The organism is Martelella mangrovi (genome assembly GCF_040545495.1).
GTDB classification, from domain to species: Bacteria; Pseudomonadota; Alphaproteobacteria; order Rhizobiales; family Rhizobiaceae; genus Martelella; species Martelella mangrovi.
On sequence record NZ_JBEPLY010000003.1, the window covers coordinates 36,050 to 57,059 of the forward strand.

General features: G+C 60.8%; 20 protein-coding genes. 16 read left to right on the forward strand and 4 right to left on the reverse strand.

What is annotated here, in order from left to right; genetic code table 11:
* The first annotated feature begins 63 nt into the window (after positions 1-63).
* Positions 64-951 carry a LysR substrate-binding domain-containing protein gene (locus tag ABID12_RS04755; RefSeq protein ID WP_354433328.1) on the forward strand — a complete coding sequence of 296 codons (888 nt, stop codon included), beginning with the start codon at positions 64-66 and terminating at the stop codon, positions 949-951.
* A gap of 4 nt (positions 952-955) precedes the next feature.
* Here ABID12_RS04755 and ABID12_RS04760 read toward each other — a convergent pair whose 3' ends face one another.
* Positions 956-1,624 (reverse strand): DNA-3-methyladenine glycosylase I, encoded by a 669-nt coding sequence (locus ABID12_RS04760; RefSeq protein WP_354433329.1) that lies wholly within the window; start codon positions 1,622-1,624, stop codon positions 956-958.
* A gap of 155 nt (positions 1,625-1,779) precedes the next feature.
* On the opposite strand from ABID12_RS04760, the gene hisS reads away from it, so the two are divergent.
* The 5 genes from hisS to ABID12_RS04785 all read left to right on the forward strand — a co-directional run bounded on the left by hisS (position 1,780) and on the right by ABID12_RS04785 (position 7,068).
* Positions 1,780-3,393 (forward strand): histidine--tRNA ligase, encoded by a 1,614-nt coding sequence (hisS, locus tag ABID12_RS04765; protein WP_354433330.1) that lies wholly within the window; start codon positions 1,780-1,782, stop codon positions 3,391-3,393.
* A gap of 512 nt (positions 3,394-3,905) precedes the next feature.
* On the forward strand, positions 3,906-4,271 hold the full coding sequence (locus tag ABID12_RS04770; RefSeq protein ID WP_354433331.1) for a VOC family protein: 366 nt from the start codon (positions 3,906-3,908) through the stop codon (positions 4,269-4,271).
* 76 nt (positions 4,272-4,347) lie between these two features.
* The gene (locus ABID12_RS04775) at positions 4,348-5,475 is read left to right on the forward strand and encodes an ATP phosphoribosyltransferase regulatory subunit (RefSeq protein WP_354433332.1); all 1,128 of its coding nucleotides are present in this window, start codon (positions 4,348-4,350) and stop codon (positions 5,473-5,475) included.
* Entirely contained in the window at positions 5,472-6,161 is a 690-nt protein-coding gene (gene hisG / locus ABID12_RS04780) for an ATP phosphoribosyltransferase (protein WP_354433333.1), read from the forward strand. Before ABID12_RS04775 ends, hisG begins: the two co-directional genes overlap by 4 nt.
* A 199-nt stretch (positions 6,162-6,360) precedes the next feature.
* On the forward strand, positions 6,361-7,068 hold the full coding sequence (locus tag ABID12_RS04785) for a glutathione S-transferase C-terminal domain-containing protein (RefSeq protein ID WP_354433334.1): 708 nt from the start codon (positions 6,361-6,363) through the stop codon (positions 7,066-7,068).
* 251 nt (positions 7,069-7,319) lie between these two features.
* Here the strand turns inward: ABID12_RS04785 and groL are convergent, their stop codons facing one another.
* Complete coding sequence (groL, locus tag ABID12_RS04790; protein ID WP_354433335.1) at positions 7,320-8,972, reverse strand: chaperonin GroEL; 1,653 nt, start codon at positions 8,970-8,972, stop codon at positions 7,320-7,322.
* A gap of 81 nt (positions 8,973-9,053) precedes the next feature.
* Positions 9,054-9,350 (reverse strand): co-chaperone GroES, encoded by a 297-nt coding sequence (groES, locus tag ABID12_RS04795; protein ID WP_106310208.1) that lies wholly within the window; start codon positions 9,348-9,350, stop codon positions 9,054-9,056.
* Positions 9,351-9,606: 256 nt separating this feature from the next.
* Here groES and chrA point away from each other — a divergent pair, with 256 nt between their 5' ends.
* The 8 genes from chrA to ABID12_RS04835 all read left to right on the forward strand — a co-directional run bounded on the left by chrA (position 9,607) and on the right by ABID12_RS04835 (position 18,404).
* Positions 9,607-10,917 (forward strand): chromate efflux transporter, encoded by a 1,311-nt coding sequence (gene chrA / locus ABID12_RS04800; RefSeq protein WP_354433336.1) that lies wholly within the window; start codon positions 9,607-9,609, stop codon positions 10,915-10,917.
* A 54-nt stretch (positions 10,918-10,971) separates the two neighbouring features.
* A complete protein-coding gene (locus ABID12_RS04805; protein ID WP_354433337.1) occupies positions 10,972-11,820 on the forward strand; it encodes a TIGR01459 family HAD-type hydrolase in 849 nt (282 codons plus the stop codon).
* A gap of 32 nt (positions 11,821-11,852) precedes the next feature.
* A complete protein-coding gene (locus ABID12_RS04810) occupies positions 11,853-12,833 on the forward strand; it encodes a bifunctional riboflavin kinase/FAD synthetase (protein WP_106310217.1) in 981 nt (326 codons plus the stop codon).
* Positions 12,834-13,022: 189 nt separating this feature from the next.
* A complete protein-coding gene (locus ABID12_RS04815) occupies positions 13,023-13,439 on the forward strand; it encodes a YeeE/YedE family protein (RefSeq protein ID WP_354433338.1) in 417 nt (138 codons plus the stop codon).
* A gap of 12 nt (positions 13,440-13,451) precedes the next feature.
* Positions 13,452-13,907, forward strand: a complete 456-nt coding sequence (locus ABID12_RS04820; protein WP_354433339.1) for a DUF6691 family protein — start codon at positions 13,452-13,454, stop codon at positions 13,905-13,907.
* 260 nt (positions 13,908-14,167) lie between these two features.
* On the forward strand, positions 14,168-17,050 hold the full coding sequence (ileS, locus tag ABID12_RS04825; protein WP_354433340.1) for an isoleucine--tRNA ligase: 2,883 nt from the start codon (positions 14,168-14,170) through the stop codon (positions 17,048-17,050).
* A gap of 185 nt (positions 17,051-17,235) precedes the next feature.
* Positions 17,236-17,901 carry a hypothetical protein gene (locus ABID12_RS04830; protein WP_354433341.1) on the forward strand — a complete coding sequence of 222 codons (666 nt, stop codon included), beginning with the start codon at positions 17,236-17,238 and terminating at the stop codon, positions 17,899-17,901.
* 23 nt (positions 17,902-17,924) lie between these two features.
* Complete coding sequence (locus ABID12_RS04835) at positions 17,925-18,404, forward strand: GNAT family N-acetyltransferase (protein WP_354433342.1); 480 nt, start codon at positions 17,925-17,927, stop codon at positions 18,402-18,404.
* Positions 18,405-18,408: 4 nt separating this feature from the next.
* On the opposite strand, the gene ABID12_RS04840 is transcribed toward ABID12_RS04835, so the two are convergent.
* Positions 18,409-18,858, reverse strand: a complete 450-nt coding sequence (locus tag ABID12_RS04840; RefSeq protein ID WP_354433343.1) for a nucleoside deaminase — start codon at positions 18,856-18,858, stop codon at positions 18,409-18,411.
* Between the two features lie 100 nt (positions 18,859-18,958).
* Here ABID12_RS04840 and ABID12_RS04845 point away from each other — a divergent pair, with 100 nt between their 5' ends.
* Together ABID12_RS04845 and rsmD are read left to right on the forward strand one after the other, a co-directional pair.
* The gene (locus ABID12_RS04845) at positions 18,959-20,443 is read left to right on the forward strand and encodes a pseudouridine synthase (RefSeq protein WP_354433344.1); all 1,485 of its coding nucleotides are present in this window, start codon (positions 18,959-18,961) and stop codon (positions 20,441-20,443) included.
* On the forward strand, positions 20,424-20,981 hold the full coding sequence (gene rsmD, locus ABID12_RS04850; RefSeq protein ID WP_354433345.1) for a 16S rRNA (guanine(966)-N(2))-methyltransferase RsmD: 558 nt from the start codon (positions 20,424-20,426) through the stop codon (positions 20,979-20,981). Before ABID12_RS04845 ends, rsmD begins: the two co-directional genes overlap by 20 nt.
* Positions 20,982-21,010 lie beyond the last annotated feature (29 nt).

Sequence of the window (21,010 nt, forward strand, 5' to 3'; positions counted from 1 at the left end):
TCAAATATAACCTTCCATCGAATAATAATTGACGTTTCGTTCGATTAAGGCGAATGTTTTGCCATGATGACGCTTGAGCAAATCGTGGTGTTCGTGGCGGTCGCCGAGCGTGAGCATCTGACGCGGGCGGCCGAAAGCCTGCATCTGACGCCGTCGGCGGTCTCCAGCGCCATCCGCAAGCTGGAGGATTTTTATTCCGTCACCCTGTTCGATCGTGTCGGGCGCGGAATCGTGCTGACGGCGGAGGGCAGGGCCTTTCTGGACGAGGCGCGGGCAACACTGGCGCGGGTTCGCGCCGCCGAACGCGTGTTGGGCGAGCTTGGCGGGCTGGAACGCGGCGCGCTTTCGGTGTTCGCCAGCCAGACCATCGCCAGCTACTGGCTGCCGCAGGTGTTGATGCGCTTTCACGCGCGCTATCCCGGCATCGAGCTGAAACTGTCGATCGGCAACACCATGCGGGTGGCCGATGCGGTGGCCCATGGCGAGGCGGAGCTTGGCTATATCGAGGGCACGCTCGACAATCCGCTTCTGGCCAAACGGCACCTCACCGACGACGCGCTGATGGTGGGGGTGGCCCCCACCCATCCGCTGGCCGATGGCAGGCCGGTCACCCCCGGCGAACTCGCCCGCAACGTCGCCTTCGTGCTGCGCGAGGAAGGCTCCGGCACGCGCTTTGAGTTCGAGCATGCCATGGCCGATTTCGGCATTTCCACGGCCGATCTCAATGTGGTCATGGTGCTGCCGTCGAACGAGGCGGTGTTGTCGGCTGTGCGTTCCGGCCATGCGGCAACGGCGATTTCGGGCGCCGTCGCCGCCCCCTGGCTGGCCTCGGGCGAGCTGAAACGGGTCAATTTCGACCTGCCGTCGCGCGCTTTCCAGCTTCTGAGCCACAAGGAACGGCACCTGAGCAAGGCGGCAAACGAACTGGTGGCCTTCTCGCTCGATGCCTGAGCGTTCAGTCGATGCTGACCGCCAGGACGCGGGAGATTTCGGTGAGCGAGCGGCCGGATTGCGCCCGCCATGTGTTGAACGCGGTCTGCACCGCCGCCATGGCGGATTTTGAAGACGGCGCCTTGTCGACCACGCCTTCGGCGATCAGCCGGTTAATCACGCTGGCCGACAGCACGAAGCTGTCGACGCCGGAAAACCGCAGGAAATACTGCCCGGTGTTGCCGCCAAGCCGGCTTCCCCGCTTTTTCAAAACGTCCAGAAGGCCGACATAGTCCTCCGCCGGCCAATCGGCGAAGAATGCGCCCGCGGACCCGTGTTCTTCTGCAAGGGTTGCGATGAACCGGGCATTTTCCTGCACGGCGCGGATTTTTTGGCCGTGGCGGACGATGCGGGTGTCGGAGACCAGCCGCTCGAAATCCTCGTCATGCAGCATCAGGCAATGGCCGATATCGAAACCGGAAAAAGCCGCCTCGAAACCCGGCCACATGGCCTCGACGACCTTCCAGTTGAAACCGGCATTGAAAATGCAGCGCGTCATCAGCGACAGATAGCGGTCATCCGGCCGCGCGCGGATTTCATCTGCGGGGGAGGGGCGCTGCAGCACCGCTTCCACCGCTTCCGCGCCGCCCTTGCGGGTCTCTGCGATGGCATGGATTTCGTCGAATGAGCGCATATCTTTCCGTCCTTGGGTGTCGTTGCGGGCAGAATACGGCTTTCGCGGCATTTGGAAAGCTGATCTTCGGCCGGACTTCCGGTTCCAAAGCCTTGCCGCACGGGCGTGCATCTTCTAAGACTGCCGCCAGATTTTGACCGAGAGATACGGATCCCATGAGCGACAAGAAGAAAAAGAAACCGCAGAAACTGAAGGCCCGCCTGCCGCGTGGCTTTGTCGACCGCTCGGCCGCCGATATCCGCGCGACGGAAGAGATGGTGGCGAAGATCAAGGCGGTCTACGAGAATTACGGCTTCGATCCGGTGGAAACGCCGCTGTTCGAATATACCGATGCGCTGGGAAAATTCCTGCCCGATCAGGACCGCCCGAACGAGGGCGTGTTTTCGCTGACCGATGACGACGACCAGTGGATGAGCCTGCGCTACGACCTGACGGCTCCGCTCGCCCGTCATGTCGCGGAAAATTTCAACGACATCCAGCTGCCCTACCGCACCTATCGCGCGGGCTACGTGTTCCGCAACGAAAAGCCGGGCCCCGGCCGCTTCCGCCAGTTCATGCAGTTCGACGCCGACGTCGTCGGCGCGCCGGGCGTCCAGACGGATGCCGAAATGTGCATGATGATGGCCGACACCATGGAAGCCCTCGGCATTCCGCGCGGAGATTATGTGATCCGGGTGAATAACCGCAAGGTGCTGGATGGCGTGCTGGAGGCGATCGGCCTCGGTGGTGAGGAGAATGCCGGACAGCGGCTGACGGTGCTGCGGGCGATCGACAAGCTGGACAAGTTTGGCGTCGAAGGTGTGAAGCTGCTGCTGGGTGAGGGGCGTAAGGATGAGAGTGGCGACTTCACCAAAGGAGCTGGGTTGAGTGGGGAGCAGATCGAACAGGTGATAAAACTTGTTGATTGGACAAATACAACAATTGCGTCCAAGCAAGTTGGAGATGGTTTTCCGGTGGAGTGGAGTGAGCGAACCGAGACCAACGAAAATCGGATGGCTCAGGTGTCGTCAACGAATTCGTCACGGATTCGGGCTTTGGATATTGCATTTGGTTGGCATAAGGCGACGCGGTTAGGGATTGAGGAATTACAGCAGATTTCTGCGTTGATTTCTTCAGCAGGATATGACGACCGCATCGCAATTGATCCATCGTGCGTCCGAGGTCTCGAATACTACACCGGCCCTGTCTACGAAGCCGAACTCACCTTCGACGTCACCAATGAAAAGGGTGAAAAGGTGGTGTTCGGTTCGGTCGGCGGCGGCGGGCGGTATGACGGGCTGGTGTCGCGCTTCATGGGCCAGCCGGTGCCGGCAACGGGCTTTTCCATCGGCGTGTCGCGGCTGATGACGGCGCTGAAGAACCTCGGCAAGCTCGGCGCCTCCGAGGTGGTCGAGCCGGTGCTGGTCACCGTCATGGATGGCGATGCCGAGGCCATGGGCCGTTATCAGAAGATGACGCAGGAACTGCGCGCCGCCGGCATCCGCGCCGAGATGTATCAGGGCAACTGGAAGAAATTCGGCAACCAGCTCAAATATGCCGACCGTCGCGGCTGCCCCATCGCCATCATTCAGGGCGGCGATGAGCGCGCCGAGGGCGTCGTCCAGATCAAGGACCTGATCGAGGGCAAGCGCTTGTCCGGCGAAATCGAGGACAATGCCGAATGGCGCGAGGCCCGCGTGGCGCAGGAAACCGTGCCGGAAGGCGATCTGGTCGAAAAGGTGCGCCAGATGCTGGAAGCGCAGGCGGAAGACCGGCGTCGGGCCGGATGATGCAGCGGGGGAGGCGTCGGCTCTCGCAACCTCCCCCTCGTGAGGGCAGGGCTATCGCAGATGGCTTTGGATCTCGCTCCCAATACTCTCTCCCGCTTGCGGGAGAGATGCCCCGAAAGGGGCAGTGAGGGTGAAGCAGCGTTTCAAAATCGTGAAGGCGTCCGTGTAGATACGTTCCCCCTCACTGTCGCTGTCGCGACATCTCTCCCCTCCGGGGCGAGAAGATTTGGGGGCTGTGCGGCAAAGTCATCTCGATGGCCGTTCCTTCAAGGGTGAGAATGGTGGCCTCGGCGTTCGTCGCGATTTTCCGGCAATCGTGCTACATATAGCGGCTAGGATGACAATCCTATCGATGAGGTAAGCCATGAGTTTTGAACAGGTCTATATCACGATACCGCTGATCCTGCTGGTCCCGGCATTGGGAATGCTTGGCTTCCAGCTTTGGCGTGCCCGTCATAACCATTGAGGATTGTGTAACGGACGGCATCGTCTTGTTCCGACCACATTGCTTTATGTTTCTCAAATCCATCCATCACATCCAGCTTGCCATGCCCGAGGGCCGGGAAGATGAGGCGCGGGCGTTTTATTTCGGCGTGCTTGGCGTGCCGGAGGTGGAAAAGCCTGACAATCTGAAGGCGCGCGGTGGGTGCTGGTTCGAGGCGGATGGCCTGCGCATCCATCTGGGCGTCGAGAAGGATTTCCGGCCCGCGAAAAAGGCGCATCCGGCGTTTCTGGTCGATGATGTCGCGGCGGTTGCGGCGGCGGTGGGAAAGGCCGGTTATGTGGTGAAGCCGGACGCGTCGCTTGAGGGCTTTTTGCGGACCTATGTTTACGATCCCTTCGGTAACCGGATCGAACTGATGCAGGTTTTGGGCTGAAGCTGGCCGCAATCGTTGACTTTTGCCGCAAAGGATGGTCATCGGATGCGGAAACTCGAATGACGATGGGACAACGATGCCCTCCACCAGCCTGCCGGATTGCGCCGGCGCCATCCTTGCCGCTTTTTCCGCGCGCGACACGGTCCTGACCGATACACCGGTGATCCAGCCCGCCGCGCCGTTTCTGGACATGACCGGCGAGGCGCTGCGCCGCCGTATCTTCATGACCGAGAGCGAGACCGGCGAAAGCCTGTGCCTGCGCCCCGAATTCACCATTCCCGTCTGTCGCCACCATATCACCGACAATGCCGGAACGCCGAAGCGCTATGCCTATTGCGGCATGGTGTTCCGTCAGGCGCGCGAGGACGGCGCGGACGAGTTCTTTCAGGCCGGTATCGAAGACCTCGGCACGGTGGATGTGGCCGCCGCCGATGCACGCGCCATCGCCGATGCGTGGAGCACGCTCGGCGCCTGCCTGCCGGGTGCGCGTTTTTCCGTGACGCTGGGCGATCAGGCGATCTTCGAGGCCGTGGTGCAAGCACTCGGGCTTCCCGGCGGCTGGCAGAAGCGGCTGATCCAGGCTTTCGGCAACCATGCCCGTCTTGCAGCCCTTCTGGAGGCGCTGGCCCGCCCGCAGCCGGTTTCCGGGCTCGACCGCCGCGTGGCCGCCTTTCTCGCCGATGGCGACGAGGCGGGGCTGATCGATCATATCGACCGGACCATGCAGCAAACCGGCTATTCCACCAATGCCAGCCGCAGCCCGAAGGAAATTGCCCGGCGGCTGAAGGAGAAACTGGCGCTGTCGGTCACCAGTCTCGACCGCGAGGCGCTGGAAGCGCTGAAAACATTCCTGTCGCTTGAAGTCGGCCTTGATGCCGCATCGTCCGAACTGGCTGCCTTTTCGGAGAAATTCGGTCTCGATATCGGTGCGGCCATCGGCGTGTTCGAGCGGCGCATCGCCGCGTTGCGGGCCGCCGATGTTGACGTTGCGGCGATCACCTACCGCGCTGCCTTCGGCCGTCCGCTCGATTATTATACCGGCCTGGTGTTCGAGATCGCGGAGACCGGCGCGCGCGGTGCGCTGCTGGCCGGTGGCGGACGCTATGACCGCCTGCTGACGCTGCTTGGCGCCAGCGATCATATTCCCGCCGTCGGCTTTTCGCTGTGGCTCGACCGGATCGAACGCGCCGGAGAACAACAATGACCGTCACCATCGCACTGCCCTCCAAGGGGCGCATCAAGGAAGGCGCGGAAAAGGCCCTTGAAAAGGCCGGGTTCCCGGTCGAGACCAATGGCAATGACCGCTCCTATCGCGGCCAGGTGCGCGGACGCCCGGATATCGAGATTGCCTTTCTGTCGGCCTCGGAGATTTCCCGTGAAGTCGGCAACGGCGCAGTTGATTTCGGCGTCACCGGCGAGGATGTGGTGCGCGAAAACGTAGCCCAAGCCGATGCCCGCGTCGAGTTTATCTCCCGTCTCGGTTTCGGTCAGGCCGATGTAGTCGTCGCCGTGCCGGAAATCTGGCTCGATGTCGACACCATGGCCGATCTCAACGATGTGGCCTCCGAATTCCGCAGCCGTCATGGCCGCAGGCTGGCAATCGCGACAAAATTCTGGCGGCTGACGCAGCAGTTCTTCACCGCCAAGCACGGCATCCAGCTCTATCGGATCGTCGAAAGCCTGGGCGCCACCGAAGGCGCGCCGATGGCCGGCCAGGCCGATATCATCGTCGATATCACCTCCACCGGTTCGACGCTTGCGGCCAACCACCTGAAGATCCTCTCCGATGGCGTGATCCTGAAGTCAGAGGCCTGTTTCGTGCGCGCCCGCAAGGCCGCGCATGAGGGCGACCCGGTGGTTGATGAAATCCTCACGGCGATGCGCAGCTGAGGGGCACGCAGGCCAATACCCGTGTCGTTTTTCCTGCGGTGAGGCAGGCGGTGCGTAAATTTTAAGTGATGTTTCCGGAAAAACGTCATTTTTTTGGCGTTGTGACACCGTTTTGCCAATAAAGTGACAAGTGTGGGCTTGCGATTCCTTTTTGCACTGCACATCTCGCACCTATCCCTATAACTTTTCAGGAACATCCATGCCACGCTTGTCCGCATTTCCGATCACCCAGAAATGGCCAGCACAAAACCCCGACGTCATTCAGCTCTATTCTCTTCCCACTCCGAATGGCGTGAAGGTTTCTATCGCTCTGGAAGAGCTGGAACTGCCGTATGAGGCGCATCGTGTGTCCTTTGATACCGATGATCAGATGTCGCCCGAGTTTCTGTCGCTCAATCCGAACAACAAGATCCCGGCGATTATCGACCCGCACGGGCCGGACGATACGCCCATCGGCCTGTTCGAATCCGGCGCCATCCTGCTTTACCTCGCCGAAAAGGCCGGTCGGCTGATCCCCAATGACCCGATCGGGCGCTATGAGACGATCCAGTGGGTGATGTTCCAGGTTGGGGGCGTGGGCCCGATGTTCGGTCAGTTCGGCCATTTCTACAAATATGCCGCCGACAAGGTTGCCAACAATTCCTATCCGGTGGAGCGCTACACCAAGGAAGCGCGCCGTCTGCTGGGTGTTCTGGAAGGCCGACTGCTCGACCGTCAGTTCATCATGGGCGATGAGTATACGATTGCCGATATCGCGATCTTCCCCTGGGTGCGTGGCCTGTCTAACGGCTATGATGCAGAGGAAACCCTGCGGCTTTCCGATTTCAAGGTCGTCAATGCCTGGGTCAAGCGCTGTTCCGAGCGTCCGGCCAGTGTCAAAGGTCTGACGGTTCCGGCGAAGAACTGAGCCGGTCTCAGGACAGTACAAACGATAAAAGGCGTGGCCGGGCGGCCGCGCTTTTTTATTGGCAGGATCATGTCTTGGGAGGCGGGGCCCATAAAAGGGAAGGGGGTATCGGTATCTGAGGGCGCAGTGCAGAGCCTGAATACCCGGGCCATCGAGATCTGTATGTAACAAAAAAAAGGCGCCCCGAAGGAGCGCCTTTCTGAAATTTCGAATGGTCGAGCTGGGCTCTACGCAATCAGGCTTTCGCCTGATTACATCATGCCGCCCATGCCGCCCATTCCACCCATGCCGCCCATGTCGGGCATGCCGCCGCCGGCAGCTTCCTTCTTCGGAAGTTCGGCAACCATGGCTTCGGTGGTGATCAGGAGCGAAGCAACCGAGGCTGCGTCCTGCAGAGCGGTGCGGACAACCTTGACCGGGTCAACGATACCCATGGTGATCATGTCGCCATATTCACCGGTCTGGGCGTTCCAGCCGAAGTTGAAGTCGTTGTTTTCAAGAACCTTGCCAACAACGATGGAAGCTTCGTCACCGGCGTTCGTGACGATCTGGCGGGCCGGAGCCTGCAGAGCGCGGCGAACGATGGCGATACCGGCATCCTGGTCTTCGTTTTCACCCTTGACCGTAACGGCAGCCGAGCAACGCAGGAGAGCAAGACCACCACCGGGAACGATGCCTTCCTGAACGGCCGCGCGGGTTGCGTTCAGAGCGTCGTCGACGCGGTCCTTCTTTTCCTTCACTTCGACTTCCGTGGAGCCGCCAACGCGGATCACGGCAACACCGCCGGCGAGCTTCGCAAGGCGTTCCTGCAGCTTTTCGCGGTCGTAGTCGGACGTGGTTTCCTCGATCTGAGCCTTGATCTGGGCAACACGTGCCTCGATGTCGGCCTTCTGGCCGGCGCCGTCGACGATCGTGGTGTTTTCCTTGGTGATCGAGACCTTCTTGGCCGTGCCGAGCATGTCGAGCGTGACATTTTCGAGCTTGATGCCGAGATCTTCGGAGATGACAGTGCCGCCCGTCAGGATGGCGATGTCTTCCAGCATGGCCTTGCGGCGATCGCCGAAGCCCGGTGCCTTGACGGCAGCAATCTTCAGGCCGCCACGCAGCTTGTTGACGACGAGCGTTGCAAGAGCTTCGCCTTCGACGTCTTCAGCAATGATGATGAGCGGCTTGTTGGACTGAACGACCGATTCCAGAACCGGCAGCATGGCCTGCAGGTTGGAAAGCTTCTTTTCGTGCAGCAGGATGTAGGCGTCTTCCAGCTCGGCAATCATCTTTTCCGAGTTGGTGACGAAGTACGGCGACAGGTAGCCGCGGTCGAACTGCATGCCTTCAACGACTTCCAGCTCGGTTTCGGCGGTCTTGGCTTCTTCAACCGTGATCACGCCCTCATTGCCGACCTTCTGCATGGCGTGGGCAATGTCTTCACCGATCTGCTTTTCGCCGTTGGCGGAGATGGTGCCAACCTGAGCGACTTCAGCAGAGGTGTTGATCTTCTTTGCCTTGGCAACGAGTTCCTTGGCAACTTCGGCAACAGCGAGGTCGATACCGCGCTTGACGTCCATCGGGTTCATGCCGGCTGCAACAGCCTTCGAACCTTCCTTGACGATGGCCTGGGCCAGAACGGTCGCCGTGGTGGTGCCGTCACCGGCGGTGTCGTTGGTCTTCGAAGCAACTTCGCGGACCATCTGGGCGCCCATGTTTTCGAACTTGTCTTCGAGTTCGATTTCCTTGGCGACCGAAACACCGTCCTTGGTGATGCGCGGAGCGCCGAAGGACTTTTCGATAACAACGTTACGACCCTTGGGGCCGAGCGTGACCTTCACAGCGTTGGCGAGAATGTCGACGCCGTCGAGCATCTTTTCACGCGCCGTACGGCCGAATTTGACTTCTTTGGCAGCCATTTGAAAACTCCTGGTTTCTCAAACCTTGATGGGCTTAAAGCCCGGCTGAATGGAATGGTAAGCGTCAGGGATGACCGCCGATCAGGCGACAACACCCATGATATCGGCTTCCTTCATGATCAGAAGGTCTTCGCCGTCGAGCTTGACTTCAGTACCCGACCATTTGCCGAACAGAACGCGGTCGCCGACCTTGACGTCGAGCGCGACAACCTTGCCGCTGTCGTCACGGGCGCCGGAACCGACGGCGACGATTTCGCCTTCCTGCGGCTTTTCCTTGGCGGTGTCGGGAATGATGATGCCGCCCTTGGTCTTTTCTTCGGACTCAACACGACGTACGACAACGCGGTCGTGCAGGGGGCGGAAAGAAATGCTTGCCATTGTCTATACCCTCGATCAAATGACACTCGCAGCCGGCATGTGCCGGCGGCCTGGATATGGTGTTAGCACTCTCCTCTATTGAGTGCTAATGGCGGACATTTAGGCAGGGGGTGACTGAGTGTCAAGAAATTGGCGAAAGATTTTTTGCCAGTACCGGTGAAGGAGGGCGGCACGTCGTTTTCACAAAGCCTTCGTATCATCGCGATAGATGCAACGAAACCTCTATCTGTAATGCGGGGATATTGTGGCACGTGGCATGGCGAATGTAACCGGCCCCTCCTTTCGTGAATTTCTCGCGGTGTTTTTCCGCATCGGCATGCTGTCGTTCGGCGGGCCTGCCGGCCAGATCGCGTTGATGCACCGCATCGTGGTCGATGAAAAACGCTGGATCGGCGAAAGCCGGTATCTGCATGCGCTCAACTACTGCATGCTGTTGCCCGGCCCGGAGGCCCAGCAACTCGCGACCTATCTCGGCTGGCTGCTTTTTGGCGTCCGTGGCGGCGTTGTCGCCGGTATTCTGTTTGTGGTGCCCGGGCTTGTCGTCATCATCGCCCTGGCGCTGGCCTATGCCTTTTTTGCCGATACCGGCTGGCTTCAATCCGTTTTTCTGGGTCTCAAGGCTGCCGTGCTGGCCATTGTCGCGCAGGCATTGTGGCGCATGGCGAAAAAGTCGCTGAAGGGGCCGCGCTATGCCGGTTTCGCATGTCTGGCGTTTCTGGCGCTGTTCGTTTTCGGCATTCCGTTTCCGTTGGTCATCCTGTTTGCCGCGCTTGGCGGGTATCTGCTGCTGCAGGCTGAAATCGCGGACGCCGATGATGAAGATGCGGTGGCCCCGCACGATGGCGGTCACGGGTGGCGCGCCCTTGCAAGCGTGGTCGTCTGGGTGCTCGTCTGGCTTGCGCCGCTGGGCCTTTTCATGGTTTTCGGCGGCGGCACTCTGGCCGAAATCTTCACATTCTTTGTGAAAATCGCCGTCTTTTCCTTCGGTGGCGCCTATGCGGTTCTGTCCTATGTGGCGCAGGAAGCGGTCAACACCTATCACTGGTTGACCCCGGCTGAAATGCTGGACGGGCTGGCGCTGGCGGAAACGACGCCAGGGCCGCTGGTGCTGGTGCTTTCTTTCGTCGGCTTTCTTGCGGCCTTCGGCGCGCCGGTTTTCGGCAGTGCCGTCCTTTCCGGTATTCTCGGGGCGCTTTTGACGGCGTGGGCGATTTTCGTGCCGAGCTTCGTCTTCATCTTCGCCGGCGCTCCCTATGTCGAAAGCGTGCGGAAGAAACCGGCTTTATCCGGTGCGCTTGCCGGCATCGGCGCCGCTACGGTCGGCGTCATTGCCAATCTAACGTTCTGGTTTGCCCTTCACGTCCTTTTCCCGTCCGTTGGCCGTATTGAATTATTTGCTTTTCATCCGTTCCTCGATGCCGCGCTGGTATGGCCTCAGTGGCAAAGCCTCAGCCTGTCATCGCTGGCAATCGCCGTTGCCGGCGGTGTTGGCGTTTTCCGGTTTCGCCTTGGCGTCATCCCGCTGCTTGTGGCGGCGGGCGTTGCGGGGCTTGCCATCGGCGCGTGATTGTGACCTTTTGTGCGCGCCCGCCCGACTGCATTCTGATCAATGAGGATATTCATGGCCCGATCCATTCCCGCGCTCAGCGCCGTTTACGATGCCTATGACGTCATTCTGTGCGATGTCTGGGGCGTTTTGCACAATGGCGTTGCCTCTTTCGATGCGGCGAAGAAAGCGCTGGCTGATGCCCGGGCCGCAGGCAAGACCGTCATTCTGCTGACCAATTCGCCGCGTCTTTCCCCTGCGGTTTCAAAACAGCTGGTCAATCTTGGCGTCACGGATGCCGCCTATGACGGTATTGTCACATCCGGCGATGTGACCAAGAAGATCGTCAGTGAAGGGCCGCGCAAGCTTTTCTTCCTCGGGCCGGAGCGCGATATCGGTCTTGTCAGCGAGACCGGCGTTGAACTGGTTGAGGCGCAAGAGGCGGAAAGCATCCTCTGCACCGGCCTTTTCGACGACGAGACGGAAACGCCGGAGGATTACCGCGACATGCTGACCGGGTTTGCCGCGCGCGGCCTGCCGCTCGTCTGCGCCAATCCGGACCTGATCGTCACACGCGGCGATCGCCTTATTCCCTGCGCAGGCGCTCTTGCCGCGCTTTATGAGGAGCTTGGCGGCACCACGCTGATTGCCGGAAAACCGCATCAGCCGATTTATGACGCGGCGCTGGAAAAGGCCCGTACGCTTCTCGGCGCTGTCGACAAGGCCCGCATTCTGGCCATTGGCGACGGCATGCCGACCGACGTTCTGGGTGCCATGAATTACGGCCTCGACCTGCTTTATATCGCCGAGGGCATTCATGCCGCCGACTATACCAGGGAGGGCACCGTTGACGAAGCGTTGCTGAAACGCTTCTTGACGGACAAGGGCGCAACCCCGAAATACTGGATGCCGGATCTGGCCTGAGACGGCCATCGACATCCATCTGGACCTGAGCAATGACGGTATTTCATCGTAACGAATTTCTGGAACCCCTCCCTTCCGAACTGAAGGGGGGCGTTGTCGCCATCGGCAATTTCGACGGTGTCCATCGCGGACACCAGAGCGTGCTGGAGCGGGCGCGGGATATCGCAACCGAGCGCGGCGTGCCGGCGCTGGTGCTGACATTCGAGCCGCATCCGCGCACGGTGTTCAATCCGCAGGCGCCGGTTTTCCGCCTGACGCCCGCGCCGATGAAGGCGAAGCTGCTGGAAGCGATGGGCTATCACGCCGTGATCGAATATCCCTTCGACAAGACGTTTTCGCAGCGCTCGCCGGAAGAATTCGTCACCACGGTCCTCGTCGACTGGCTGGGGGCAAGCGAAGTGGTGACCGGTTTCGACTTCCATTTCGGCCGCAACCGCGAAGGCGGTCCGGCCTATCTGATGCAGGCGGGAAAACGCTTCGATTTCGGCGTCACGCTGATGGATGCCTTTCGCGACGAAAATGCCGATGTCGTCTCCTCGAGCCGTATCCGCGACCTGTTGAGCCGCGGCGAGGTGGTCGAGGCCTCCGGCCTTCTGGGCTATCGCTATACGGTGAGCGGCGAAGTCATTCACGGCGAAAAACTTGGCCGGACGCTGGGCTTCCCCACGGCCAACATGGCCTTCGACCCGCATGCCAAGCTGCGGCCCGGCATTTACGCGGTCCGCTATCGCCGGCCATGCGGCACGCTGCATGACGGCGTTGCAAGCTTTGGTCGCCGGCCGACCGTTGTCGAGGACGGGCGCCCGCTGCTTGAGACCTATATTTTCGACTTCAAGGGCGATCTTTACGGCGAAACCGGCGCGGTATCCCTGTTCGGCCGGCTGCGCGACGAGTTGAAATTCGATGGTCTCGAGGCCCTCGTCGCCCAGATGCACCGCGATGCCGACCAGGCCAAGGCGCTGCTGTCGTCTGTCCAGCCATTCTCGCCGCTGGATGCGAAGATCGCGTTTTAGCCAAATCCGGCATGGGTTTGCCCTGCTTGCCTGCCGATGCCTCGGCAGTAGTTGGATTTTCTCATTATATCTTCATAAATGCGAAAATTTGTCTGTTTGAATGTGCGTTGTTTGACCTATATCCAGGCTGGCAATGCGAACCGGTTTAGACCGGTCGTGCATTGATTGCGAAAGTTTCGAGGTCCTCCCATGACTGAATTCACCCCTCTCATGTCATTTTCCGGCGGTCTGCTGATCGGGCTGTCGGCTGTGTTGCTCATGTTTTCATGGGGCCGGATTGCCGGAATGACGGGCATTCTCGGCGGCCTGCTGCCGCCGTTCAACCGTGACCTTGCCTGGAAGTCCTGCTTCATCGCGGGCGCCATTGTCGCCGCTTTGCTGTTCCGTCTGTTCGGCGGCGCGGTTGCCTATACTATGCCGGTCTCCACGGCGGCGATCATTGTCGGCGGCGTGATCACCGGTATCGGCGTGACCTACGGTTCGGGCTGCACATCGGGGCATGGCGTGTGCGGGCTTGCCCGCTTCTCCCGTCGTTCGGCCGTGGCGGTGCTCTCTTTCATGAGCTTCGCCTTTCTGACCGTGTTTGTTATCCGCCATCTTCTGTGAATGGAAATCGTGATGCGTTATCTGGTTGCAGCCGTCATCGGCGCGATCTTCGGTCTCGGGATCGTCATCTCGGGCATGGCCGACCCCGCCAAGGTGCTTAATTTCTTCGATCTGTTCGGCACGTTCGACCCGAGCCTTGCTTTCGTTCTGGCGGGCGCTCTCTGCGTTGCCGTTCCCGGCTATTTCCTGATTTTCAGATCCCGCAACAAGCCGGTCTTCGATCATGAATTCCGTCTTCCCGGAACACGGAAGATCGATGCGAAACTGGTCGCAGGCTCTGCGGTCTTCGGTATCGGCTGGGGGATTGCCGGTTTCTGCCCGGGGGCGGCCATTCCGACACTGGGGCTTGGCCACACGTCGACGGTCATCTTCGTCGTTGCGCTTCTGGCCGGGATTTTCATTGCCCGATTGCTGCAAAACTTCAAGCTGCCATCCTCTTCGGCCAGGCCTTTGCCGCACAAGCCGTAAAACATGTGAGGGCGCGGGCAGATTCTTGGCGCCCGCCCTCTTTCCATTTGCGGCAAAACCGCTTAAACAACCGCCGCTATGCTGAAAAAAGTTCTGGTCGTCATTTTCCGAATTATGAGCCCGGCCCTTTGAGGCGCTCGTGTTGAGCATGCCCGAGGGTCCGGGATTTTGGCGTCCGAGAAGGATGCATTTTACCAGTTTTACCTGAACAGTTGCGCGCTGCCTTTATGGTGGCGCTGCCCAGCAGGAATGCACAAGAGATGACCGACAAAAACGATACCGTCGACTATTCCGAAACCCTTTATCTGCCGAAAACCGATTTCCCCATGCGAGCGGGCCTTCCCAAGAAGGAACCCGAAATCGTTGCCCGCTGGGAGGAAATGGGGCTCTACAAGAAGCTGCGCGAAGACGCTGCGGGCCGCGAGAAATTCGTGCTGCATGACGGCCCGCCCTATGCCAACGGCAATATCCATATCGGCCATGCGCTGAACAAGATCCTGAAGGACGTCATCACCCGTTCGTTCCAGATGCGCGGCTTCGATTCCAACTACGTTCCCGGCTGGGATTGCCACGGCCTGCCGATCGAATGGAAGATCGAGGAAGCCTATCGCGCCAAGGGCCAGAACAAGGACGAGGTGCCGATCAACGAATTTCGTCGCGAATGCCGCGAGTTCGCGCAGCACTGGATCGACGTGCAGACGGGCGAATTCAAGCGTCTCGGCATCGAGGGCGATTTCGAAAAGCCATACACCACCATGGCCTTCCACGCCGAAGCACGCATCGCCGGCGAATTGCTGAAAATCGCCAAGTCGGGCCAGCTTTACCGCGGCTCCAAGCCGGTGATGTGGTCCGTGGTTGAACGCACGGCGCTGGCGGAAGCGGAAGTCGAATATCACGAGGTTCAGTCGGACACGATCTGGGCGAAATTCCCGGTTGTCGAAGGCCCCGATGATCTTCTTGGAACCTTCGTCGTCATCTGGACGACCACGCCCTGGACCATCCCCGGCAACCGCGCCGTGTCGTTTTCGTCGCGTTTTGCCTACGGGCTCTACGAGATCACCGAAGCGGCCAATGATTTCGGTCCGCAGCCGGGCGAACGCGTGCTGTTTGCAAAGAACCTGGCTGATGAATGCGCCGATAAGGCCAAGCTGACAATGAAGCTTGTGCGTGATCTCGATGCGACCGAACTTTCCGGCGTTATCTGCGCCCATCCGCTGATCGACCTTGGCTATGACTTCAAGGTCCCGCTGCTCGATGGCGATCACGTCACCGATGATGCCGGTACCGGTTTCGTCCACACCGCGCCCGGTCATGGCCGTGAGGACTTTGACGCATGGATGGAACAGGCGCGCGATCTGGAAGCGCGCGGCATCTCCTCAAAAATCCCGTTCACTGTCGGCGATGACGGCTTTTACACCGACGAGGCGCCGGGCTTCGAGGGCGCGCGCGTCATGGATGACAACGGCAAGAAGGGCGATGCCAATGAGCGTGTCATCAAGGCGCTGATCGCCGCTGACCGCCTGTTTGCCCGTGGCCGCATCAAGCATGATTATCCGCATTCATGGCGTTCGAAAAAACCGGTGATCTTCCGCAACACGCCGCAGTGGTTCGTCTACATGGACCGCGACCTCGGCGATGCGTCGACGCTGCGCTCGCGGGCGCTGTCGGCCATCGATGACACCCGTTTCGTGCCCGCCGCCGGCAAGAACCGCCTGCGCGGCATGATCGAGACCCGGCCCGACTGGGTGCTTTCGCGTCAGCGCGCATGGGGCGTGCCGATCAGCATCTTCTGCGATGCGAAGGGCGAAGTGCTCGTCGATGAGGCCGTCAATGCCCGCATCCTCGAAGCCTTCGAGGCGGAAGGGGCCGATGCCTGGTTTGCCGAAGGCGCGCGCGAGCGTTTCCTTGGCGAGCGTGCATCGGAAGACTGGGAACAGGTCACCGACATTCTCGATGTCTGGTTCGACTCAGGCTCGACGCACACCTTCGTTCTGGAAGACCGTCCGGACCTGAAATGGCCGGCCGATGTCTATCTCGAAGGCTCCGACCAGCATCGCGGCTGGTTCCATTCCTCGCTGCTGGAAGGCTGCGTCACGCGCGGTCGTGCGCCTTACAACGCCGTTGTGACCCATGGCTTCACCATGGACGAAAAGGGCCGCAAACAGTCGAAATCGCTGGGCAACCAGGTCTTCCCGCAGGACGTGATGGCAAAATCCGGCGCCGATATCCTGCGTCTGTGGGTGATGACCACCGATTACTGGGAAGATCAGCGTCTGGGCGACACGGTTATCAAGACGAATGTCGATACCTATCGCAAGCTCAGGAACTCGCTGCGCTGGATGCTCGGCACGCTGGCCCATGACGAGGGCGAGGATATCGCTGCCGCCGACATGCCGGAGCTGGAACGGCTGATGCTGCATCGCCTGGCCGAACTGGATGCGCTGGTCCGCAAGGGCTATGACGACTTCGATTTCAAGAAGATCGCCCGCGCGCTGACGGATTTCGCCAATATCGAGCTGTCGGCCTTCTATTTCGATGTCCGCAAGGATGCGCTTTACTGTGATGCGCCATCGAGCATGCGCCGCCGTTCGGCCCTCGTCGTCATCCGCAAGCTGTTCGATTGCCTGGTGACATGGCTTGCGCCGATGCTGCCCTTTACCATGGAAGAGGCCTGGCTTTCGCGCAATCCGGAGGCGGTTTCCGTCCATCTGGCACAGTTCCCGGATGTCTCGGCAGACTGGAAGGACGAGGCGCTTGCCGCTCGCTGGGCCAAGATCCGCGAAGTCCGCAAGGTCGTCACCGGCGCGCTGGAAATCGAGCGCCGCGAAAAGCGCATCGGCTCCTCGCTGGAGGCCGCACCCGTGGTCTATGTCAGCGACAAGGCATTGCTCGAAGCGTTGGGAGGCCGTGATTTCGAGGAAATCTGCATCACCTCGGCCATCACGGTGAAGGAAGGCGACGGCCCGGAGGATGCCTTCCGCCTGCCTGACGTCGCCGGCGTTGCCGTCGTGCCCGAACTGGCAAGCGGCACCAAATGTGCCCGCTCGTGGAAAATCACCGATGATGTCGGCTCTGATCCCGATTATCCGGATGTCTCCGCGCGCGACGCTGCAGCCCTCAGGGAGCTTGCAGCCGGGGCCTGATCGATAATGGCAGCCGGGCGCATCATTGCCCGGCTGCCCCAAGCCCGTTATTCTCCCTGAGAATAATTGCGAAAAGGACAGTTCTACGGTAGGAATGTCGCGTTTTCGCCGGATTTATCGCCGAAATATGGCAGATGGCGTAGTGTGAGTGGCGCCAGCGACGCCGAGGAGTGGTTATAGAGCGCATGACTTTTGTTACCCGTTCGATGAAAATTGCAATCGCTCTTTTGGGCGTGTCCGCGCTCGCATCCTGTGTCAGCGGCCCGACCTATGGCACTGGCAAATCCGCCACCACCCAGCTTGTCGAGGACCTTGGCGAGGCTGTTCTGGTGATCAATCCCGATGATCCCGACATCACCTATGAGGCGCGGCCTGAGCTGGTGAAGCCCGGTAAGAACGTGGCGGGCCGAACCTTGATACCGCCGCAGAAATCGGTGGCTTCGGCTGATAATCCCAACTGGATCGAATCGCCGGAAGAACAGCGCGAACGGGTCTACCAGGAAGCCGAGGACAACAAGGACAATCCGTTCTACGAATCGCCGCTTCTGGTGGGCAAGAACCGCGACAACATGACCGAGAAGGAACAGCTTGAAGCTTTCCGCAAGGCGCGCGCCGAAGCCAATACGATCGACATCACCCAAAGCCGTTACCTGATCGATCCGCCGGAACAGTATCGTCAGCCGTCCAGTCCGGAAGCGTTGAACGATCTCGGTCAGCCGGAGCGCGCCAAGGAGCGTCGCCGCCAGAAACTGGCCGAGGGCAAGAACCCCGATCGCTGCTTCCTGTTCCTGAACTGCAAGAGCGGCAAGACGGAAGACTTCCTCGAATCGTCCAAGAACGCCGGTCAGTAAGCGCGTTTCATACCGGGGATATCATGACGTATTCGATCCGTCCGGCGGTGCGTGCCGACGCCGCCACCATCTATCGTTTTGTCTGCGAGCTTGCCGAATTCGAAAAGGCGCTGGACAAGGTTGAAACCACCGAAGAGGGCCTCGCCGAGGCGATCTTCGGCGATGGCTCCGTCACCGAAGGGCTGATTGCCGAGATCGATGGCAAGCCGGCAGGCTTTGCCGTCTATTACTTCACCTTTTCAACCTGGCAGGGCCGCAACGGCATCTATCTGGAAGACCTCTATGTCTCGCCGGAATTTCGCGGCGCGGGGCTTGGCAAGGCGCTGATGCGCGCGGTCGCCGATGTTGCGGTTTCAAGGAATTGCGGGCGGATGGAATGGAGCGTACTGGACTGGAATGTCGGTGCGATCCGCGTCTATGATGCCGTCGGCGGCAAGCCGCAGAGCGAATGGATCCGCTACCGGCTGGAAGACGAGACGCTGATGGCCTTTGCCGGGCGTTGAGGTTTTACCGGCGTTCGTTGAAGAAGTCCCTGAGAAGGGCAGCCGCGCGGGTTTCGGAAAAACCGGAATAGACATCGGGACGGTGGTGGCAGGTGTCCTGGTCGAAAAAGCGTCCGCCGTGGTCGACGCCGCCGCCCTTTGGATCGGCCGCGCCGTAATAGAGCCGTTCGATGCGGGCGAAGGAGATTGCCGCCGCACACATGGCGCAGGGTTCGAGCGTGACGTAGAGATGGGCACCGTTCAGGCGTTCGGAGCCATTCTTTTCGCAGGCCGCGCGGATTGCCAGCACTTCGGCATGGGCCGTCGGGTCGTTCAGTTCGCGCGTGCGGTTTCCCGCCGAGGCGATGACCGATCCTTCATGGGTGATGACGGCGCCGATCGGCACTTCGCCGCGCGCGCCCGCCTTTTCGGCTTCTTCCAGTGCCAGTGCCATGAAATCGCGGCGCTCAGCCATTTTGACAAGTTTCCTCTTAACCAATTCGCCCTGTCCTGTTAGAGCGTTTCAATCCTAAAATGAAGCGTTCCGGCGGACAGGGATCAACAGGCGAAGCGAAATGAACCAGAAAGACAAATTCCCCAAGCGTGGCGGAAAGCCGAAAGCCAGGCCTGACCGCAAGCCCGCTCCGGCCCAGGACGCACCGAAGGTCGAGGCGGAAGGGCAGACGCCTGAGCGGATTGCCAAGCTGCTGGCCCGTGCCGGCGTCGCCTCCAGGCGCGATGTGGAGCGGATGATCCTTGATGGACGCGTGAAGGTCAACGGCAAGACGCTCGACACGCCGGCGCTGAACGTCACGCTTGCCGACCGTATCGAGGTCGATGGCGCGGAAATTCGCGGGATCGAGCGCACGCGGTTGTGGATCTACCACAAGCCCGCCGGTCTGGTGACCACCAATTCCGATCCGGAAGGCCGGCCGACGGTGTTTGAAAACCTGCCGAAGGATCTGCCGCGGGTGATCTCGATCGGCCGTCTCGACATCAATACCGAAGGCCTGCTGCTTTTGACCAATGATGGCGGGCTTGCGCGCGTGCTGGAACTGCCGGCAACCGGCTGGCTGCGCCGCTACCGGGTGCGCGCCCATGGCAATATCAAGCAGGACGATCTCGACAAGCTGAAAGACGGCATCGCCGTTGACGGTGTGTTGTACGGCGCCATCGATGCGACGCTCGACCGCGAGCAGGGCTCCAATGTGTGGATCACCATGGGCCTTCGCGAAGGCAAGAACCGGGAGATCAAGAACGTGCTCGGCGCGCTCGGTCTTGAGGTTTCGCGTCTGATCCGCATTTCCTACGGGCCGTTCCAGCTCGGGGAGCTGGCAGAGGGGCAGGCGCTGGAAGTGCGCGGCCGCACGCTGCGCGACCAGCTTGGTCCCCGTCTGATCGAGGAGGCCGGTGCCAATTTCGACGCGCCGCTTTATCACGACGGCGAGGCGGCGGTTGCAAAGCCCGAACAACAGGCGGAAACGCCGAAACGTGCCCCGCGCAAGGAAAAGCTGGACCGGGGGGAGCGCGCCGAACGCGGTCGCGACCGTCTCGATACCAAGCGCAAGGGTGATGACGAAAAGCCGTTCAAGGATATCGTAACCCGAAGCCGGGCCGCCAATGTCTGGATGGCGCCGGGTGCACGCCCGCTTGGCCCCAAGGCCAAGAAGAAGGCAGAGGACAAGGCGCGCGAGGATGAACGGCGCGATGCCCGTCGTGATGCACGGCGCAAGACGGACGGCGATGCGCCGCGCAAGCCGCGGCCGGCAGGCGGCAAGGGCCCGGCAAAGGGCCCGGGCGGCGGCAAGGGCAAGTCCTTTGGCGACAAGCCCGGTGCTGCATCGGCCAGAGGCGCCGGCAAGCCGCGTGGCGATGTTGGTGCCGATGCGCGCGGGGGCAAGCGTTTTTCCGGGCCGAAGCGGCCGGACGGCGCCAACCGTTCGCGCTCTGAGGGCCGGCCCGCAGGGGATCGCCCTTCGGGCGGCAAGTCCGGCGGTGACAGGCCGCGCGGCGGTGCAGGCAGAAAGGGGCCGAGGGGCAATGCGGATCGTCGGCGGTGAATTTCGCGGACGCGCGCTTTCCGCCCCCAAAACCTCTGCCATAAGACCGACGACGGACCGGTCCCGCGAGAGCCTGTTCAACATTCTCGCCCATGGTTATCGCGATGCGGTCGAGGGTGCGCGTCTGCTGGAGCTTTTTGCGGGCACCGGCGCGGTCGGGCTCGAGGCCCTGTCGCGGGGTGCGCGTGCCGCACTCTTCGTTGAAAACAGCATTGAAGGGCGTGGTCTACTCTGGGCCAATATCGAGGCACTGGGCCTTGCCGGGCGCACCCGTATCATGCGTCGCGATGCGACCAGGCTTGGCAGTGCCGGGCGGCTTGAGCCGTATGATCTTCTGTTTGCCGATCCGCCTTATGGCAAGGGGCTTGGCGAAAAGGCGATTGCCGCGGCCGGCGAGGGTGGCTGGCTGAAACCGGAGGCGCTCGTCATTCTGGAGGAAGCCGCGGATGTCGCCCCGCAGCTTCCGGACGGTTTTGCGCTGTTGGAAGACCGGGAATTCGGCGACACGCGCATGCACTTCTTCCGCTACAGGCCGTAGATCGACAGAGCGACCGGCCCGACCGGAAA

What these genes read in the sequence shown, in the direction of transcription:
- groES (WP_106310208.1), bottom strand. Translation starts at nt 9,350, where the DNA reads ATGGCAAGCATTTCTTTCCGCCCCCTGCACGACCGCGTTGTCGTACGT.
- hisG (WP_354433333.1), top strand. Translation starts at nt 5,472, where the DNA reads ATGACCGTCACCATCGCACTGCCCTCCAAGGGGCGCATCAAGGAAGGC.
- ABID12_RS04770 (WP_354433331.1), top strand. Translation starts at nt 3,906, where the DNA reads ATGTTTCTCAAATCCATCCATCACATCCAGCTTGCCATGCCCGAGGGC.
- ABID12_RS04785 (WP_354433334.1), top strand. Translation starts at nt 6,361, where the DNA reads ATGCCACGCTTGTCCGCATTTCCGATCACCCAGAAATGGCCAGCACAA.
- ABID12_RS04840 (WP_354433343.1), bottom strand. Translation starts at nt 18,858, where the DNA reads ATGGCTGAGCGCCGCGATTTCATGGCACTGGCACTGGAAGAAGCCGAA.
- ABID12_RS04810 (WP_106310217.1), top strand. Translation starts at nt 11,853, where the DNA reads ATGACGGTATTTCATCGTAACGAATTTCTGGAACCCCTCCCTTCCGAA.
- ABID12_RS04775 (WP_354433332.1), top strand. Translation starts at nt 4,348, where the DNA reads ATGCCCTCCACCAGCCTGCCGGATTGCGCCGGCGCCATCCTTGCCGCT.
- chrA (WP_354433336.1), top strand. Translation starts at nt 9,607, where the DNA reads ATGGCGAATGTAACCGGCCCCTCCTTTCGTGAATTTCTCGCGGTGTTT.
- ABID12_RS04815 (WP_354433338.1), top strand. Translation starts at nt 13,023, where the DNA reads ATGACTGAATTCACCCCTCTCATGTCATTTTCCGGCGGTCTGCTGATC.
- rsmD (WP_354433345.1), top strand. Translation starts at nt 20,424, where the DNA reads ATGCGGATCGTCGGCGGTGAATTTCGCGGACGCGCGCTTTCCGCCCCC.
- groL (WP_354433335.1), bottom strand. Translation starts at nt 8,972, where the DNA reads ATGGCTGCCAAAGAAGTCAAATTCGGCCGTACGGCGCGTGAAAAGATG.
- hisS (WP_354433330.1), top strand. Translation starts at nt 1,780, where the DNA reads ATGAGCGACAAGAAGAAAAAGAAACCGCAGAAACTGAAGGCCCGCCTG.
- ABID12_RS04835 (WP_354433342.1), top strand. Translation starts at nt 17,925, where the DNA reads ATGACGTATTCGATCCGTCCGGCGGTGCGTGCCGACGCCGCCACCATC.
- ABID12_RS04820 (WP_354433339.1), top strand. Translation starts at nt 13,452, where the DNA reads ATGCGTTATCTGGTTGCAGCCGTCATCGGCGCGATCTTCGGTCTCGGG.
- ABID12_RS04805 (WP_354433337.1), top strand. Translation starts at nt 10,972, where the DNA reads ATGGCCCGATCCATTCCCGCGCTCAGCGCCGTTTACGATGCCTATGAC.
- ABID12_RS04755 (WP_354433328.1), top strand. Translation starts at nt 64, where the DNA reads ATGATGACGCTTGAGCAAATCGTGGTGTTCGTGGCGGTCGCCGAGCGT.
- ABID12_RS04845 (WP_354433344.1), top strand. Translation starts at nt 18,959, where the DNA reads ATGAACCAGAAAGACAAATTCCCCAAGCGTGGCGGAAAGCCGAAAGCC.
- ABID12_RS04830 (WP_354433341.1), top strand. Translation starts at nt 17,236, where the DNA reads ATGACTTTTGTTACCCGTTCGATGAAAATTGCAATCGCTCTTTTGGGC.
- ABID12_RS04760 (WP_354433329.1), bottom strand. Translation starts at nt 1,624, where the DNA reads ATGCGCTCATTCGACGAAATCCATGCCATCGCAGAGACCCGCAAGGGC.
- ileS (WP_354433340.1), top strand. Translation starts at nt 14,168, where the DNA reads ATGACCGACAAAAACGATACCGTCGACTATTCCGAAACCCTTTATCTG.